The sequence below is a fragment of the Aeoliella mucimassa genome (assembly GCF_007748035.1).
Taxonomy (GTDB): domain Bacteria; phylum Planctomycetota; class Planctomycetia; order Pirellulales; family Lacipirellulaceae; genus Aeoliella; species Aeoliella mucimassa.
The window spans coordinates 1660546-1677582 of record NZ_CP036278.1 but is presented as its reverse complement, the minus strand read 5'-3'; the positions used below and the strand labels follow the sequence as shown (position 1 = coordinate 1677582).

Genomic DNA, 17037 nt, shown 5'->3' with positions numbered 1-17037 from the left:
CATCCAGCAAATAGGATTTCCGATTATTCCGGTTCTCCAGTCCTCTCTGGAGGAGTCGACAGTTGGTTCACCGCACTGAACAGGGTTTTCCGCCAGTGCTCTTGCCGTTGAACCGCCGGAACCGGACACTTGAAGGATTCGCCAGGCCAGCTTGATTGGATGAAAACGAGGACGTATGAGTACCCCCCGCCCCCGCGCTGTGTTAATCGCCGACGGTAGCCGTTCGCATCTCACTGCGGAACTCGAACGCCTGGCACCGGTGGTTGCCGAACATTTGGAAGTCGTTGGTCGAGTGCTCGACCTGACCGACGGAACGATTCCCGAATCGGCCGAAATGGTCGTCGTATTCGGTGGCGACGGAACCATGCTCCGCACTGCCCACTTGATGGGCAAGCGGCAACTCCCCGTGCTGGGCGTCAATCTAGGCAAGCTGGGATTCCTGGCGCATGTGCGACCCGAGCACCTGGCCGAAGCCCTGCCGGCCGTAGCGCATCACGAGGCCAATGTCGTTGAGCACCTGATGTTCGACTGCTCGCTGGTCCGCAACGGGGCGACCGTACAGACACTGCTCGGCCTGAACGAGGTATCGGTGCTAGCAGGTTCGCCGTTCTCGATGATTCAGGTACAGCTTTACGTTGACGCCGAATTGGCCACTACCTATAGTTGCGACGGGCTGATCGTCAGTACGCCGGTTGGTTCGACTGCCCACAGCCTGTCGGCAGGCGGCCCGATCCTGCGGAAAGATCTCGACGCGTTCGTGATTTCGCCGATTAGCCCACACACGTTGACCAACCGCCCAGTAGTCGACTCGGCCGATCGAGTGTACGAACTGGCGGTTCCCGCGCCGAACGAGGCAACCTCGCTGGTGCTGGATGGACGGGTGATTACCACCCTGCATCCGGAAGACCGTGTTCGCATTGCACGAAGCGGTGCCACGTTCAAGCAACTCGACATTCCTGGCAAAGGTTACTACCGCACCCTGCGTGAGAAACTCGGCTGGGGAGGTCAATTAAGAGAGTAAATTGGCATCACGCCGTCTAGTTCAACTCGTGGAAAGGACTCCACAATGAAACCCGCCGCTTGGATCAATCTGTTCGCCATCGCTCTGATGGTATCCGCCCCGCTGAAAGCCCAGGAACCGACCCTGGCTCCCCCTCCTGCTGGCGAGAAGGTAACGCTGGCTTACAAATTCAAAGCGGGCGACATACTTCGCTACACCATCGACCATCGCGCGAGCGTGCAAAGCACTATCGAAGGCACCACCCAAAAGGCGGTGACTCGCAGCGAATCGCTGAAAGTCTGGAAAGTTCAAGACGTCATGAGCGACGGCGAGATTGAGTTTATCCATATGGTCGACCGTGTGAAAATGACAAACCGCCTGCCCGACCGGGCCGAGATGGTTTACGACAGCGAGAAGGACAAGACGCCTCCTCCCGGATTCGAAGATGCTGCGCGTGCGGTCGGCACCCCGCTAAGCTTGATTCGCATGTCGCCCCGCGGCGAGGTCATCGAGCGCGAGGTCAAGCATCACCAACCGGCCGCCGATACCGAGGCCCCGGTCACCTTGCTCCTACCAGCCGAGCCTGTTGCGGTGGGCGATACCTGGAACGAGCCGCGCACTGTTGCAGTGCGAACCGCCGATGGTGCTTCTCGCGAGGTAAAAACTCGTCGGCACTTCGAGCTGACGAAGGTCTCGAACGGAATCGCTACCATCGAAGCCAGCTATCAAGTGCTGTCGTCGGTCGACCCTGCGATTCAATCGCAACTGGTTCAACGATTGATGAAGGGCACCGTGAAGTTCGACATCGAAAAAGGCCAAGTCGTGAGCCAGCGGATGGAAGTCGACGAACGGGTGCTCGGCTTCGCTGGTCCCACGAGCAGCATGCATTATGTGATGCTCATGACCGAAGACCTGGTGGACGATCAAGAAAGCTCGATCGCCCGCAAGCCTGTGGATGTCAAATAGTCGAAGCGACTACTCTCCTTCGACTTCGTGCACCACGACCACGTCGTGCACGCCGCCAGCCATTTCGTCGTCGTCGGGTCCTGCCGCCAGGTGGGACCCACCGACGATGACGATGGGGTCGCCCTTCTTCGCATCAAACAGCAAGCGGGCCCAACCGTCGGCCGAGCGAATTAGCTCCTGCATATCGCACGCGGGGGCACCACGCAGCGGAGTGACGCCCCAGTACAGGCACATCTTGCGAAGGGTCGATTCCTTCGCGCTAACGCCGATGGTCGGCACCAGATTGCGTTGCTGCGACAGGGCCAGTGCGGTTCCGCCGGAATGGCTCGAGACCACCAGGGTCTTTGCCTTGAGCTGACGAGCGATGATGCCGGCACCGCAGACCACCGCCCGGGTGACGCTGTGCAGCGTTGCGTAGTCGTCGCGTTTCGAGTCGCGTCGCATCATGCTTGGGATCGCACTCTCGGTCGCCAGGGCGATGCTGTTCATCATCTGCACCGCCTTGGCGGGGAACTTGCCGATCGCGGTCTCGCCCGACAGCATGCAGGCGTCGGCACCATCGAGCACCGCGTTGGCCACGTCGGTCACTTCGGCCCGGGTGGGGCGTTGTGAGTCGTGCATGCTTTCGAGCATTTGCGTTGCGATAATCACCGGGCGTTCGTAGCGGTGGCAAACTCGGATAATGCGTTTCTGCTGAATCGGCATCTCGGCCACGTTGATTTCGACACCTAGATCGCCGCGAGCGACCATAATGGCATCGCTCGCCTGCACGATTTCTTCCAGGCAATCGAGCGCTTCGCGCTTCTCGATCTTGGCAATCACGTCGGCCTTCGAGCCGGACGAGCGCAGGATGTCCTTCAGGGCGCGGACCTCGTCCGGCGCGCGGACGAAGCTCAGGCTCACAAAATCGACCTGAGCCTTGGCTGCCCAGATGGCGTGCATATGGTCGGTCACGCTAATCGCTGGGGCGCTGAGCTTCACGCCTGGCAGGTTGATGCCTTGTCGCGAGCGAACATCGCCCGCCTGGGTCACCACCGCCCGCACTCGGCCTGGCTGCTTCTCGACCACCTGCATGATCACCGACCCATCGGCCAGCATCACCGAGTCACCCTTCGACAACTCGGAAGTGAGCGGTTCGTAGGTGCTGGTGAGTTCGCGTTCGTTGCCTGGCTCGTCGCCGTCGACAAAATAGTACTCGTCGCCCCGCTCGCACTGAATCAGCCCGTTGGCCACTTCGCCCAAGCGAATCTTCGGGCCCGCCAGGTCGACCAAAATGGCGACCGGCTGGTTCAGGTCCTTGCTTACCTGCCGAATAATGTCGACCTTCGGTTGCTGCTCTTCCGGTCCACCGTGGGCCATGTTCATGCGGAACACGTCGACCCCGCTCTGCACCAATTCAGCGATCCGTTCGTAGCTATCGGTCGCAGGGCCGAGGGTGGCAACGATCTTGGTGTAAGCTCGTTGGCGAAAATCCTGGGAATGTGACATGGCGGGCAATTGGGGGTGGGGGAGCGCCGTATCGTCGGCACGCGAGGCAGGGGCAAAATCGAAGGTCATGCTAGGCACTATTCTTACTCCTCGCTGCCATACTGGGAATGTGGGGGGTAACCGCGGGGCATATTCGCTCCGCAAATATAGGTCACTGCTGGCGATCCACAAACCGCATGCCCGCTATAACCCGCTCAGCCTGCATTGGCGAGCGACTGCGAACTGGACTATTATGGAGCCTTGCTACGGCCTCCGCGTTTCGCTCATCGAATCTTCATCTTCTCTATGAACTACTGGCAGAACAAAGCGTGCCTCATTACCGGAGGTTCGGCCGGCTTGGGGCGTATTTTGGCGGAAACCTTGATCGCCGCCGGGGCACGCGTGGTGATCAACGGCCGCGACGAACAACGGTTGGCCGAAACCACCAGTTTGCTGCGAGTCGATGGCAGCGACGTACTTGGGGCTCCGGGCGACATCACCGAGCGAGGCTTCGCCCATGAACTCGTAGCTTCCGTGGTGGAGACCTTGGGAGGGCTCGATTTCGTGTGCCATGCGGCAGGGCGCTCGATGCGCGGCGAGCTGACCTCGACCAGTCGCGAGGAGTTCGATGCTTTATGGAAAATTAACACACGCGCGGCGTTCGATCTGGCCAAGGCTGCGGTCGATCCGCTGACCACCAGTCACGGCCACTACGTGATGATTGGCTCGCTCGCCAGTCGCCTGGCCCCGCGGTTCTTGGGAGCTTACAGCGAGAGCAAGTTTCCGCTCGCCGCCATGGCGCAACAACTGCGACTCGAACGCGGGCCAGCTGGGCTGCACACGCTGCTAGTCTGCCCGGGACCGATCAAACGCATCGAACCGACCGCAGGCGATCGCTACGGAGCCGCCGTTCAAGGGCTGCCCGACTCGGCGACCAAACCGGGCGGCGGGGCCAAGGTAGGCTCGATCGATCCCCACAAGCTGTGCGAGAAGATCCTCCGCTCCTGCGAAAAACGCAAGGCCGAGCTCATCATGCCGCGACGGGCGCGGTTGCTGTTTGTGCTGAACCAGCTTTCGCCGAACCTCGGCGACTGGCTGCTGCGAAAAATGAGCGGCTAGCGCACGTTGCACATCCGTACTCGGCAGGTACGGCGGCTTTTCCCGGGGTTCGCAAACAATTCGTCGGAGTGGAAACGTTGAAAAAGCTCCCGCTCGTTACTCGGCTGGCTTTCCCAGGCGGTAGAGCAACTCGAACATGTAGATGCCGCTATCGTGCCCGTCGCTGAACTCGATGTTGTAAGCGTAGTTTCCTGCTGGGCGCATCGCGGCCAAGGTGATCGGCCCCCCCTGCCCTGGCTGCAGCACCGGCAGTTCGTTCGAGGGTGCCGGCGGGCCGCCATGTTTCTCGCGGCAATTCGCACAAGGGCACGCTTCTCGCAGTTCGCGAACCGTATACTCGCGAAGCGTACCATCCGACCAGGTGATCCGCAGGCGATCGTCCGATGGTTTCTCGAGCTTCGTAGGAGTCGCGGGCATGTTGCAAGCTTGTCGTAGGGAAAGGGTTGTCAAACCATGCAGATTGACCGACCCTCGGCTCGAAGTCAAGCAGCCCTTACACCAGCCAGCTATAGAGCGATGCGGTGGCCAAGCCAGCACATACGAGCACCGCGGCACCACACCCGCTCCCCTCGGCAGGCATCTTCTCGGGATACTCTTCGCGAAGTGAAGCACTCAGGGTGTCCACAAAGTCCTTGGCTTCCTTCAGCCCTGTACCGGTTGCATCGCGATACAGTTTGATCGCTTCAATCTTGCGACCGGCGAACAAACATTCGGTGATTTGGTCGCGTGTCTCGTCGGTAAGCGGCATGCGGTACCCTCCTATCGCATGAGTCCATCGGCTAAAGCAGAGGGCGTTGGTTGAATTGTGCCCGGCTCGGCGTGGCGGAGTCAAGCCGAGCTTCCGGCTCACTCGCTGGCTGCCACTCTGGCGAGCCCAGCTTTACCCAATGCACGGCAAGTTGCATCGCATAACCCAATCCGCCGATTTGCGACATCGTCAGCAGCCAACCATCGTTGGCCAGCTTTGCGTACGTAAGCGCTGGGTACACAGTCAGCACTCCCCCAGCGACCACCACGGTTCCCACGAGGATCACCGGCAGAATGATCGCCAGAAAGGCAAATCGACGCACACTCTGGTTGATCCTGAGCTGAGTGAGCAACAGCACGGCTCGCCACCACGCGCGGGCGAATACGAGCATCAGCAGTCCACCGAAGATCAACTTGGTTTGCCAGTCGAAATGCGGAAACGATGCGGTGGACGAAAACAGCAACAGCGGGGGCAACACCGCAACGAACAATGCCATGAGGTCGACCAGGCTGAACTCCCGTGATGGTTTGACCGTTTGATCACTGGTCGCTGCGAACATCGCCCGCAAGGCAATGAGCGCGCAGGCCCAGCCGACGAGCATGAAGATTAGAACCACCATCACTGAGAAGAATTGGATCATCGCGCAAGTCTACCTTGCGATCGAGAACCACCGAGGGGGGGGTTCGGCGGAGTCGCTGCGGAATGTTCCGCACAACCCGCAGCGCTAGGGATCGTCGCTCGACACCTGCGGCTTACCCAAGCGAAACACGCGTCGCTGCCCCCAACCAATGGCCGCACCGAGCAGTCCCGTCGCTACCGAGATGATGGCCCACCAGTGCCAAGGCTGGTTGGCATCAAACATGACGAACGGCGCCGAGACCAGGAGTTGCACCGCCAGCAAACCTCCGATAAGCGAGGCTGGAACCAAAAAGGCCAGGCAGGCGAATCGACGTGCGTTACTACTGATGCCTTGCAGCGACAAAGCTTCGACGCACAACCACCAGAGCACAATAAAGAACAGCAGCAACATACCTCCACCGATGCACAACTCGGACAACAGATCCTTGGTCGACTCACGAAAAAACGAGATCACCAGTAGCGGAGGGATGACGAACACGAACAGCGAGAAGAGATCGCCAAGCTGCAACCGAACGGTCGCATCAGCCGAGGGTTCCGGTTCCAGATTCTGTACCTTGGCCAGATTAAACAGAGCGTACCCCCAACCAAGTAGGATGGAGAGGGAGCCTACACTACAACTAACAAATTGCATCACAAAGTGGTTCTCGATGGATGGTGTGCCAGTTCACTCCCCGCCCGCACCCAATTGCAAGCCTGGCAGAAGAGGTAAGTTCCAAAAATGTAGCCAATCAGCATCAGCAGTTCGACGTACGTGTCGCTTGGCTCGCCTTCGTAAACGATGAAGGGGACAAACAGCAGCACATGAATACTGGCCAGAATCAAACCGAGCCCCAACGGTTGCAGCACACCGATAAAGAGCCCTCTGCGAAGCGAACCTCGCACCTGGATGACCGACAGCGCGGCGGCTCCCCACCAGGCAATGCCAAGATAGACCAGCGAGTAGATTCCGCCGAAGAACAACACGACCTCGGTCGGCAAGCTTCCGTAGCGGACGTTCAGCGAGATGAGCACCAAAGGGACCTGCAGCGTAAGACAAACCGCCAGCAGGTCGACCAGCTGAAACCTAGGCTTGATCAGATTCACGCATTGGAAGTAACGATTGATCTGAATGCAGATCAAAGCCCACCAGGCCATGTACGCGGCGACGAACCACAAGGCAAGCATCGCGAGTATGACAATAGCGTACAACATGGCACGACTCGTGGCCAAGTGGATCGAAACAAAAAAAGCCAGTGGGAACTACTATTGTTCCCACTGGCTCTCCTGAAATCAATCTAGGCCCACGCGGCGATTAAGGAATCGCAGCCGCGGCTCCAGTCACAGCCCCTGCTTCGAACAAAGCAGCTCGCCAGGTGAACGGTACCGCGGGGATCATATACGGAGCACAGTTGCCGGGACGGTAGTGACCCAACGGATAGATGCACTCGGTCGGCGACTCGATGCCCATGCAGTAAGGCAGCACCGGGATGCGGGTAAAGAAGTGAGCACCCGAAATCAAAGGCTGAGTATAAGGTCCCCACGAGTGGCCGTAACGTTCGAGCTGAGGCTGCTCGAAATACAGCGGCTTGTGGCAGTTGGCGGCCGCCTTCCACATGTAGGTGACTTCCGGCCATTCACGACCCTCGTACAGCGTGCCATCGTCGATGGTCCCCTCGAAGGGGTAATCGAGTCCTTCTCGCCCAGTCAGGCTAATGCCCAGCTGAATGCGCCCAATGCGATCGGAACGCAGGTCCGTTAAGGCTTCGTCGTACGCTTCGGTAGCCTTGCGACGTTCTTCGTCGAACTTCTCGCGAGCCCGCGGGCTGCTGATGGCCGCTTCGGAGTCGAGATTCGGTTGTTGCGTAGGATCCTGGAAGGTGGGGTCGACGCCTGGCTGGGCAACGCCGTTATCGAGGGCGTCGAAGTCGTCCTCTGGCATATCAAAACCATCGGGTGGAGTCATCTCGAGACCACCTTCGTTGAGACCACCTGGCTGCAGCGGTTCGGGCAACTCGCCAGGTTCTAAACCGGGAGCAGGACCATCGAGGGTGGGAGCCTGTTGATCGGGATCGCCAAACGGCTCGGCGATCTGGCGATTCAGCTCTGCGTCGAGATCGGTATCGTCGGCAAAAGGATCTTGCGAAAGACGATACGCAGGACCGGTACCCCTGAAGCGAGGATCGCGAGGGTGCACCACGACGCCCGACACCCGGGCTTCGCCTTGGGTGATGAGCTGCGGTCCACTCGACTCGCGGTAAGTGACCTGAATCACGCGGCCCGATTCGTTTGATTGCGTTTGTTTTGCGCCGGTCGCAGGTTGCACGTCGGCAGTCGTGGCCCAGCCCGATTCGCCGCGGGGTTTCTGCACCTCGGTCGATTGGTTTGGCTTGATCGCCCGTGCAGGCCGCCATTGGAGCGGTGCGGGCTCTTCGCCGAAGGCTTGCAAGGCGCTGGCTAACAACACCAGGGTGGCCAGCAACGCGGCTGGCAGCCAGGTGGAATCTCGCAATGCGGCGTTCGGAAGGCGGAGCGAATCTTCCGGCACGGTGCAATCGAGGTGCGTTCCGCACTCCGAACGCCGCACTGGCGACTCGTCAGCTTTGCTCACCACCGGCATATTCGGTGGTGTAGTTTGGCGCTTCTTGCGTGATGGCGATGTCATGCGGATGGCTCTCCCTAACACTTGCCGGCGTGACCCGGACGAAATGCGTTTCCTTACGCAGTTCGGCGATAGTCCTGGTGCCGCAGTACCCCATGCCCGCTCGCAAGCCGCCTACCAGTTGGTAGATGAATGCTCCCAGCGGCCCCTTGTAGGGTACGCGTCCCTCTACTCCCTCAGGAACCAGCTTGCCGTTGCCTCCATCGTCGTCGATGTCGGCCTGGCGATACCGTTCCTTTGATCCGTGCACCATAGCGCCGAGCGACCCCATGCCGCGATACGCTTTGTAGGTGCGTCCTTGGTACAACACCCGTTGCCCTGGGCTTTCGTCGAGTCCGGCCAAAAGGCCGCCGATCATCACGACGTCGGCACCTGCAGCAATGGCTTTTGTAATGTCTCCTGAGTATCGAATCCCGCCATCGGCAATGATGGTAACGTCGGTCCCTTCGGCAGCCCTGGCTGCTTCGCTGACCGCGGTGATCTGAGGTACTCCAATGCCCGAGATGATTCGCGTGGTGCAGATCGATCCAGGTCCAATGCCCACCTTCACGGCATCGGCTCCCGCATCAATCAGGTCGCGGCATCCCTCGTACGTAGCGATGTTGCCAGCGACGACGTCGATGTCAAATCGGCTCTTAATTTGTTTTACGGTTTCAATCACATTGCCCGAGTGGCCGTGAGCGCTGTCGACCACCAGGAAGTCGACCTCCTTGGCAATGAGGCTCTCCACCCGATCGAAATCGAACACGCCGACGGCTGCACCCACCCGCAATCGCCCCTGCGGATCCTTCACCGCATTGGGGAAGCGCCGCATCATGTCGATGTCTTTGATGGTAATCAGGCCTGTCAGTCTGTAATCTTCGTCAACCAGCAGAAGTTTCTCGACCTTTTTTGCCATCAAAATCTTTTCAGCTTCCTCAAGCGTTACAGTCCCCGTGGCCGTAACGAGCGCTTCCTTGGTCATCACGTCGGCGATCGGCAAGTCGTCCCCTTCGAGAAAACGCATGTCTCGCCGAGTTAAAATGCCTACGAGCTTGCCGCGGGCGTCGACGATCGGCACGCCGGAGACGTTCGATTGGCTCATCGTCGCCCGTGCGGCAGCAACGCTAGCAGTCGGCGGCAACGTGACCGGATCGATGATGATGCCGTTGGCTGAGCGCTTCACCTTGTCGACCTCTTTGGTCTGTAGATCGATCGACAGATTCTTGTGAATCACCCCCAGGCCCCCCTCTTGGGCCAGTCCGATGGCCATCTGGGCCTCGGTCACCGTATCCATTGGCGACGAGAGCAGCGGCAGATTCAGCTTGATGCGCTTCGTGAGATTGGTGCTCACATCCACCTGGCTGGGCACCACTTCGCTAAAACGGGGTTGGATCAACACGTCGTCAAACGTCAAACCAACTTTGGCAAACTTGTCGGCAAAGGCGTTGGTGTCTTCGGGCATCGTGCGATGTTCTCCTGCTAGCGGTGTTTAGGAATCCCGTATTTTCGCACTCTCGCCCCCCAGGTGGCAAGTAGGCTCTGGGGGTTGTAGCAGCAAGCGACGAGAAATGTTGCACCCGCACACTGCACATTTCCCTCGAGGAAAGCTTCGGACTCCCGGCCAGAAAGCGGGCGACCCTATTGTTTTTCCGCCTTACTGTGCGGAATAATGCAGTAAGACTCATCTGTTTCGCTCTGCCCTGCAGAGTTCGGCATTTCGCACGTAGGAGGCTGTCGTGGCGGACTTCAAAAATATACTCGTAGGGGTGGATCTCTCGCGCGGCGACTGGCTTGCATCGGCCGATGGCGATACTCCCTCGCATCACGCGTGCGACGAGGCCATTGCCCTGGCCACCGCGGCTAAGGCCCACAGCGACACCGACACCAAAGTCCACTTCCTGGCGGCGCTCGACCTTGATGAGCGCACCAAGCGGCTGCTCTCCGAAGCCTCCGACGACGAAAAAACGGTGCTCAGTCGGGCCGAGGAAGCCCTGAAGCTCCAAGCGCAAGACGCCTCCAGGCAGGGCGTGACCGCGGAAAGCTCCGTGGAACTCGGCAGCCCGCGAACCGTGCTGGTCGACCGCGCGGCCTCGGCTGGGCACGATCTGGTGCTCATCGGCTCGCGCGGCCATGGCCTGCTGTCCGGCATGCTGCTCGGCAGCACGTCGATCGCCCTGCTGTCGCACTGCACAGTGCCTGTATGGGTGGTGAAGCCATCGAGCACGACCACTCCCAAGAAGATTCTCGTCAGCACCGACTTCTCCCCGGTCTGTAACGAGTTGTTCGACTACGGATTGAGCTTGGCCAAGCTGTTCGACGCCGAGCTGCACGTTACCCACGTGGTGGAAGAAGCATCGCGTCCGTTCCTGCAATTCAGTCAGATTGCCGAGGACAGCATCCAGCAAGCCCACGAGCATGCGATGACCGATGCCCGCACAAAGCTCAACGCGCTTTCGGCGCGGGCCGAAGCGGCCCAGCTCAGCAAGCCGCTTGTGGTGCACCTAGCTGATGGAGTGCCGAGCAACGTGGTGGCCGATCAAACGCGGGTGCTCAATATCGACCTGCTGCTGATGGGCACTGTCGCCTGGGAAGGCGTACCTGGCATGATCGTGGGCTCGACCGCTCACAAAATGCTGGCCATGCTCGAGTGCTCGCTGTTCACCGTGCGACCTCCAAAAAAGTAGCGTTTCGCGCTGCTTCATGATTCTAAAGAGGAAAAGCAGGAATAAACTTTCTGCTTCGCGGGAACTCTATGCAGTGACGGTTCGTCTAATACCAGTAGACGCGCTGCGCCCTTCCCTCTCTCTTTCTCTGGAGTCTCCCATGAAGCACCATCTGCTTGCTGCCAGTCTTGTGCTAATGCTGGCCCATTCGGCCGTTGCCATGGAACCTGTTGGTTCCGAACCCATGATCATCGAAGGAGAAGTGGCCGCGGTCACGGTCTACCAAGGCCAGGCGTTGGTCACCCGTCAGGTTGGTTTGAACGAAATCTCCGGGCTGGCCGAGGTGGTGGTCACCAACTTGCCCGAGAACGTGCTGCCGGCCAGTTTGTATGCCGAACCGTTGAAGGGGGTCGAAATCCGCTCGGTCCGCTATCGCGTCCGCCCGATGGAACTCGACGTTCGTCAGGAAGTTCGCGACCTCGACGCCCAGATCCAGGAACAAACCGACGAGCTTGCCACTGCCCGCCGCAAGCAACAGTTGCTCAACGAGCGGAAGCAGTACCTCGACAAGATGGAGCAGTTCACCACGGTCACTGCTGATCGTGAGCTGAAGAACGGAGTGCTCAACGCCGAAACGCTGGTGGAGCTGACCGACTTTAACTTCACCCAGCGCGAAGAAATCGCCGAAGGCGAACTGCAAGTCGCCCGCGAGATGCGCGAACTCGAACAACAACTCAACACCCTGCAGCGCAAGCGCGGCATGGTCGCGGCTGGCTCGGCCAAAACGCTTCGCGAAGCGGTCGTGTTCGTGAACGTCACCGAAGCCAACGCGGCTGGCATCAAGCTCAGCTATCTGGTATCGAACGCCACGTGGTCGCCGTCGTACAATCTGCGCGCGACCGGCGAACAAGATCGCGTGTTGCTGGAATACAACGCTTCGATCCAACAAATGAGCGGCGAAGACTGGACCGACGTCGAGATGACCCTGTCGACAGCGACCCCGTCGCTGGTCGCCCAGGCCCCGTCGCTCGATCCGCTTGTCGTGAAACTCGGCCGCACCCAGCCCGAGCTGGTTGCCCAGATGGCCGCCAGCGGCAAAGACTACAAGGCGGCCCGCGAAGAGCTCGAGAATCAACGGAAAGTCGTCGCCGACAACCGTGGCAATAGCTTCGGTGGATTCGCTTTCGGTAGCAGTTCGTCGATGGGGGGCATGGGGGGCGGCGGTGCCGCGCAGGGGGTGAATCGTGCCCCTGCGTTTATGCCATCCCAAGAGGAAGCCAACCAGCAAGCAGCCGCCGGCGATTTGTTCGAGGCTCCCGCGAATGGCGAATTCAGTGGCCCCGCTAGCGGCCAAGTCTCAAATCGTTGGGACATTCGCGATCGCGAGATGGCCGACCGGTTCCTCAACGATGTCGCCCAGAAGATGCAGATCCTCGACTACAACACCGCCCGCATCGAGCTGAAGAAGTCCGACGACCTGAAGCAGATCGAAGGCGAAGGCGTGAGCGTCAGCTACCGCCTGGCGAGTAAGATGACACTTCCCAGCCGGAGCGATCGCCAGCTCATCCAGATCTCGTCGCACCCGCTGGCGGCCAAGTTCTACCGCCTGGCGATCCCTGTGCTCACCTCGAGCATCTACGAAGAAGCCCGTGCGACGAACGATAGCAACCAGGTGCTGCTCGCCGGCCCAGCTTCCACGTTCCTCGGCGACGAGTTTGTCGGCCGCGGCGAAGTACCGACCGTGAGCATCGGCGAATCGTTCAGCATCGGCCTCGGCATCGACTCGTCGCTTCGCACGTCACGCGAGTTGGTCGACAAGGTCGAACGTATCCAGGGTGGTAACCGCGTGGTCGACTTCACCTACGAGCTATCGATCGAGAACTTCGGCTCCGAGCCCGCCCAGGTGCGTTTGATGGATCGCATGCCAACCGCTGGCGAAGCCGACATTAAGATCACGCTGGTGAGCAGCGATCAGTCGATGAGCGAAGACCGTGACTTCCGCGAAAACGACATGGAAAATGGCATGCTTCGCTGGGACGTCGAAGTGCCGGCCAACGCCACCGGTGTGGATCGCTACGTGATGAAGTACACGATGCAAATCGAGTACGACAAACAGCTGTCGATCGTCGGCCTACCAGCCAAACGCTAATCGCGCTCGCTGGCGGTTTGCCACTTTCGCAACCACCTGCCACGGAGAAGCACGGACACCCCGGGCACTGACCCCCGGGCGCATTCCGTGCTGATCCGTGGCTTTTTCGTGCGCGGTAGCAAACACCTTTCGCTGGCTGACACTTTGCGACTACACTAGAGTTTTTGCAGTGTGCCAATGGGCACCATTCGATCAAAACTAACTTCCATGCCCGCCGGCCCGCGTAAAATTACTATCTTGTTAGCCACAGCATTCATTCCATCGGATTGCGAGCAATGAATCGGGATACAATACCGCGAAACAAAAGCAAGCAGTCCCCGAGCACCTTGCTGATTGCTAAGGGGGGAACCTTTGTCATTACTTACGAGCTTGTACGAATTATTGCACCAGACGCTCCATGGATCTTGCCACTGTTTATCTCCTTTGTGTTTGCCTTCGTTCTCGGTTCCACAATCATCGCCTTGGGAGAGCCCGGCCAGTCGAAGCCAGGCGACCGGTCGAAGCGTTGGATCCGCTGGGGCTTGGTCGCCATGTGTTTGCTTTTAACCATTCATCTTTATGATCAGCAGAAATGGATCAACAATTTCCGCACCTCCTTACGAGCCCCAATCGCCTCGATCCGTATTCATACGGATGACAGCGACGTGACCTGGAAACCTCTCAGAGCCGAGGAACAACTAGCGGTCAACAAGGCGTTGCAGTCAACGCACCTGCACGACTCCGGCAAGAACGACGTTGCAAAACAGTTGACCATTGCCATCACAACGACCCATGGAACTATTCGGCACTACGAAGGCTACCTACCGATACGACAAGAGAACGATGTCGTCATTCCCTTCCAATCATCGTTCTCACTTGGATACGCAATCGTGCCGGGACTGTACGAACTGGTCTCCACCGAAAGCGTCCCAACTCCGTGACAACGAACGCACTCAATCTTGCTTGCCAGCAACCCTGGACTCCTTCCATCGTCGCTTCTCACATAGAGCATGTGGTGATTTACCCATCAGCAAAAAGCCCAGCATGGCTGGTAGAGGTACGTTAGCCTTCAGAGCTAAGCATCGGGGCCGCTCAGCCAGTTGTACTCGGTGAGAGTGCGGTTGGTTGTTCACGGCGCAAGCCCCCCATGATCCTGAAAAGTTCAGATCTTCATCTCCTACAAGACCATAAATTAATAAGGATTCATCGCGTGAAAGGCAATCTGCAATTACCTGCACAAGCACCAAGAACTAGTGTGTTGCACCCATTTACTCAACTATAAGATGCACTTTCGTCTGATAATAGACCGTCCTCCACAAGAAGATTGCCGCCCCAACAATATCGACGCCACATGAGCCAAGAACCCAGCCGACTCGCAAGACCCTGAATCACCATTAGCCGGTGCATTACATGCACTCTACATTGCGATTTCCCTGAGGATACCGATAAGAGTTAAACCTCTACCGATAGCCATATCACCAGGCATACTCGTGCGATGAAAGCCATTCATCTAGCAAAGAACATTCGATTGACTGGGACTCTGAGATCAGCCATTCGAATTCACGGTTCCTACCTATTGTCGGTTGGCATGGTGAAATACAACGTGGCCGTATCTGAGATTCACGTGAATCGGAGTCGACCGACGAGTGAACGAGTGCTGACCATCGATTGCGATTCCCGCAACGCTTCTCTTGTCGCCCTACTTCAATCGCTTTCTACCACAGAGACAACGCACCTCACATTTGTTGCCCCAGATCATCACTTCACCATGGAGCTAATTAGATTCAGTTCGCAGACCCGACTCGTTTCCGAACCAGGTAACTCCCAGAGCGATGCAGGATCGATTCGTCAACTTTTTGTCGATAACCAGAAGGCAGCTGACTTGCAGCTAGTATCTCAAGAATCGCTACTCAACACAGAAGAGTACTTTGTCTTCGACCTTGACGAAAACACAGAAATAGAACTTCTCAAGTGTAGCACCGATAGCACTTTGAGTACCCGCTGTCGTGTTCAATGAACGACCTGCAGAGCGACACGTTCAACGAACGCATTCTCGCTACAGCACGAAAGCTCCTCCCATCCCAACCGCGTAGCGGAGGTAGCACGTAGCATGGGACGTGAGTCCCCGGTAGCAGTGTTTCTGGCCACGGACGCACACGGTTCATCACGGATGGGGTAACCTTTCGACCTGTTGGGCTTTGGCCACCGAGAACTGGGCGTGGTGCGTTTTGCGAAGTGGCCATGCGTTGTGCGCCCAGCGGTCGGTGCTACCCAGTTGCTCGGCGTCTCTGCCATGCTGGCTTGATTGTCGCGAGTTTCTCTGGTGCTACCCTCCCCGGGCCTGATAGCCCGACCCGTGTTCCTGAAATTGGGCCAGCGGAGGGTAAATTCGAGGGATAAACGATTTTTCTGGATGCTCCAGTTTTCACTGGGAATTGGCCACCTGTGGTGTTCTAATGGATAGGTACCTTGTAGTCCGTTGTTAGTCGTCAGTGGTTCGTTGTTGGAGGATGGAATGATGTAAGCGAGTGAACATGCAAACCACTGAAACCATCTACCACGCAAGCGTGCTGTAGCGACTGTCTTGAAAATCAAGTCTCCCGGGGGTCATTCCAGGTGGAATTTGTTTTAATCATGGCATTGAGTATCAGTAGTAGTTTTCGCATGCAGGCGGTAAGGGCGATCATTTTGGCTTTGCCTCGTTGCAGCAGCTGCTGGTAGTGCTCGCGAATGACTCGGTTATGCTTGGTCGCGACGAGAGTGGGCATGTAGAGCATCTTGCGTACGACCGCTCGGCCGCCGCCAATCATCCGCTTGCCTCGCAAGGTTCCGCTATCACGGTTAATCGGTGCCAGGCCTGCAAGACGTGACGCCTCGCCACGATTAAGCGATCCCAGCTCTGGCAAGTGAGCGATCAAGGCTGCGGCCGTCGTTGCCCCCACGCCAGGCACCGAGGTCAGCAGTGCCGAGCGTTCTCGAAACTGATCGTCGGCTTGTAATAGCTGTTGGATCTGTTGATCGAGCTGTTCAAGCTGTCGTTGGTAGAAGTCAATGGCTTCTTCAATCGACTGGCGCACCAAGTCATCGTGCTGTGTACCCAACCGGTTTTTCTCCCGCGTCAGAGCATCGCTCACTTGCTGCCGACGTGTCCGGAGGGAACCGAGTTTCCGCTCGTTTTCCGAGGGTTTTTTGGTCTTCTTGGGCTGCATCAGTACCGCATAACGAGCGATCACTAGCGCGTCGAGACGATCGGTCTTGGCAAGCTGGCCTTGAGTACGGGCGAAATCGCGAATCTGACGTGGGTTGGCGATACTCACCACGATCCCTTGCTCACGAAGGAAGTCGGCTAACATTCGTTCGTAGCCTCCTGTCGCTTCGAGGCAGGCATGGGTTACCTGATGCTGAGCGAGAAACTGCTGAAGTTGCTGGCATCCCTCTTGGTCGGCAGGGAAGTGATGCACCTGGGTTTGCCCGGCAACGACCACGTCCCAATGATGCTTGGCAACATCAACCCCAATCCAAGTACTTTGCAAACTGTTTTCCATCGGTTACCCTTCCTTGCTTATACGAGCTTGTTGATGAGACAGCTCCGGCGACTGTTCGGGCTACTTCGACAGGCGGCCGACCGGCGATCCAGCTACAATTTCGGTCTCGTGAGGACCCAGGAGGGCACGATCTACCGGCGGC

The 17037-nt window shown here is 58.3% G+C and carries 15 protein-coding genes; 6 read left to right on the top strand and 9 right to left on the bottom strand.

The features are described 5' to 3' along the window. Positions 1-175: 175 nt before the first annotated feature. Positions 176-1021: an NAD(+)/NADH kinase gene (locus Pan181_RS06715; protein ID WP_145246096.1), complete on the top strand. Its 846-nt coding sequence runs from the start codon at positions 176-178 to the stop codon at positions 1019-1021. Positions 1022-1066: 45 nt separating this feature from the next. After that, on the top strand, positions 1067-1966 hold the full coding sequence (locus Pan181_RS06710) for a hypothetical protein (RefSeq protein WP_145246095.1): 900 nt from the start codon (positions 1067-1069) through the stop codon (positions 1964-1966). A gap of 9 nt (positions 1967-1975) precedes the next feature. Here the strand turns inward: Pan181_RS06710 and pyk are convergent, their stop codons facing one another. Beyond that, a complete protein-coding gene (gene pyk / locus Pan181_RS06705; RefSeq protein ID WP_197528991.1) occupies positions 1976-3454 on the bottom strand; it encodes a pyruvate kinase in 1479 nt (492 codons plus the stop codon). Positions 3455-3739: 285 nt separating this feature from the next. Between pyk and Pan181_RS06700 the strand changes: the two genes are divergently transcribed. Next, positions 3740-4552 carry an SDR family NAD(P)-dependent oxidoreductase gene (locus tag Pan181_RS06700; protein WP_145246093.1) on the top strand — a complete coding sequence of 271 codons (813 nt, stop codon included), beginning with the start codon at positions 3740-3742 and terminating at the stop codon, positions 4550-4552. A 96-nt stretch (positions 4553-4648) separates the two neighbouring features. Here Pan181_RS06700 and Pan181_RS06695 read toward each other — a convergent pair whose 3' ends face one another. From Pan181_RS06695 to guaB, 7 genes are all read right to left on the bottom strand, one after another. Further along, positions 4649-4969 (bottom strand): gamma-butyrobetaine hydroxylase-like domain-containing protein, encoded by a 321-nt coding sequence (locus tag Pan181_RS06695; protein ID WP_145246092.1) that lies wholly within the window; start codon positions 4967-4969, stop codon positions 4649-4651. Positions 4970-5045: 76 nt separating this feature from the next. Beyond that, the gene (locus Pan181_RS06690) at positions 5046-5300 is read right to left on the bottom strand and encodes a ribosomal protein L7/L12 (RefSeq protein ID WP_145246091.1); all 255 of its coding nucleotides are present in this window, start codon (positions 5298-5300) and stop codon (positions 5046-5048) included. Positions 5301-5331: 31 nt separating this feature from the next. Further along, positions 5332-5940 (bottom strand): hypothetical protein, encoded by a 609-nt coding sequence (locus tag Pan181_RS06685; RefSeq protein WP_145246090.1) that lies wholly within the window; start codon positions 5938-5940, stop codon positions 5332-5334. A gap of 84 nt (positions 5941-6024) precedes the next feature. After that, entirely contained in the window at positions 6025-6573 is a 549-nt protein-coding gene (locus Pan181_RS06680; protein ID WP_197528990.1) for a hypothetical protein, read from the bottom strand. Continuing rightward, a complete protein-coding gene (locus Pan181_RS06675; protein ID WP_145246088.1) occupies positions 6570-7130 on the bottom strand; it encodes a hypothetical protein in 561 nt (186 codons plus the stop codon). Before Pan181_RS06675 ends, Pan181_RS06680 begins: the two co-directional genes overlap by 4 nt. 100 nt (positions 7131-7230) lie before the next feature. After that, on the bottom strand, positions 7231-8529 hold the full coding sequence (locus tag Pan181_RS06670) for a hypothetical protein (protein WP_197528989.1): 1299 nt from the start codon (positions 8527-8529) through the stop codon (positions 7231-7233). Further along, positions 8513-10021, bottom strand: coding sequence for an IMP dehydrogenase (gene guaB / locus Pan181_RS06665; RefSeq protein ID WP_145246086.1), 1509 nt, complete (start codon positions 10019-10021; stop codon positions 8513-8515). The genes Pan181_RS06670 and guaB overlap by 17 nt, the downstream gene beginning before the upstream one ends. Positions 10022-10295: 274 nt before the next feature. On the opposite strand from guaB, the gene Pan181_RS06660 reads away from it, so the two are divergent. The 3 genes from Pan181_RS06660 to Pan181_RS06650 all read left to right on the top strand — a co-directional run bounded on the left by Pan181_RS06660 (position 10296) and on the right by Pan181_RS06650 (position 14291). Beyond that, positions 10296-11243, top strand: a complete 948-nt coding sequence (locus Pan181_RS06660) for a universal stress protein (RefSeq protein ID WP_145246085.1) — start codon at positions 10296-10298, stop codon at positions 11241-11243. 139 nt (positions 11244-11382) lie between these two features. Then, on the top strand, positions 11383-13371 hold the full coding sequence (locus tag Pan181_RS06655; RefSeq protein WP_197528988.1) for a mucoidy inhibitor MuiA family protein: 1989 nt from the start codon (positions 11383-11385) through the stop codon (positions 13369-13371). Between the two features lie 326 nt (positions 13372-13697). Further along, positions 13698-14291, top strand: coding sequence for a hypothetical protein (locus Pan181_RS06650; protein ID WP_197528987.1), 594 nt, complete (start codon positions 13698-13700; stop codon positions 14289-14291). A gap of 1650 nt (positions 14292-15941) precedes the next feature. Here Pan181_RS06650 and Pan181_RS06645 read toward each other — a convergent pair. Beyond that, a complete protein-coding gene (locus Pan181_RS06645; RefSeq protein WP_145246082.1) occupies positions 15942-16895 on the bottom strand; it encodes an IS110 family transposase in 954 nt (317 codons plus the stop codon). Positions 16896-17037: the final 142 nt, after the last annotated feature.

Bases quoted from the DNA above. Each gene is read 5' to 3' on its own strand.
- Pan181_RS06715 (WP_145246096.1), top strand. From the start codon at position 176: ATGAGTACCCCCCGCCCCCGCGCTGTGTTAATCGCCGACGGTAGCCGT.
- Pan181_RS06710 (WP_145246095.1), top strand. From the start codon at position 1,067: ATGAAACCCGCCGCTTGGATCAATCTGTTCGCCATCGCTCTGATGGTA.
- pyk (WP_197528991.1), bottom strand. From the start codon at position 3,454: ATGTCACATTCCCAGGATTTTCGCCAACGAGCTTACACCAAGATCGTT.
- Pan181_RS06700 (WP_145246093.1), top strand. From the start codon at position 3,740: ATGAACTACTGGCAGAACAAAGCGTGCCTCATTACCGGAGGTTCGGCC.
- Pan181_RS06695 (WP_145246092.1), bottom strand. From the start codon at position 4,969: ATGCCCGCGACTCCTACGAAGCTCGAGAAACCATCGGACGATCGCCTG.
- Pan181_RS06690 (WP_145246091.1), bottom strand. From the start codon at position 5,300: ATGCCGCTTACCGACGAGACACGCGACCAAATCACCGAATGTTTGTTC.
- Pan181_RS06685 (WP_145246090.1), bottom strand. From the start codon at position 5,940: ATGATCCAATTCTTCTCAGTGATGGTGGTTCTAATCTTCATGCTCGTC.
- Pan181_RS06675 (WP_145246088.1), bottom strand. From the start codon at position 7,130: ATGTTGTACGCTATTGTCATACTCGCGATGCTTGCCTTGTGGTTCGTC.
- guaB (WP_145246086.1), bottom strand. From the start codon at position 10,021: ATGCCCGAAGACACCAACGCCTTTGCCGACAAGTTTGCCAAAGTTGGT.
- Pan181_RS06655 (WP_197528988.1), top strand. From the start codon at position 11,383: ATGAAGCACCATCTGCTTGCTGCCAGTCTTGTGCTAATGCTGGCCCAT.
- Pan181_RS06645 (WP_145246082.1), bottom strand. From the start codon at position 16,895: ATGGAAAACAGTTTGCAAAGTACTTGGATTGGGGTTGATGTTGCCAAG.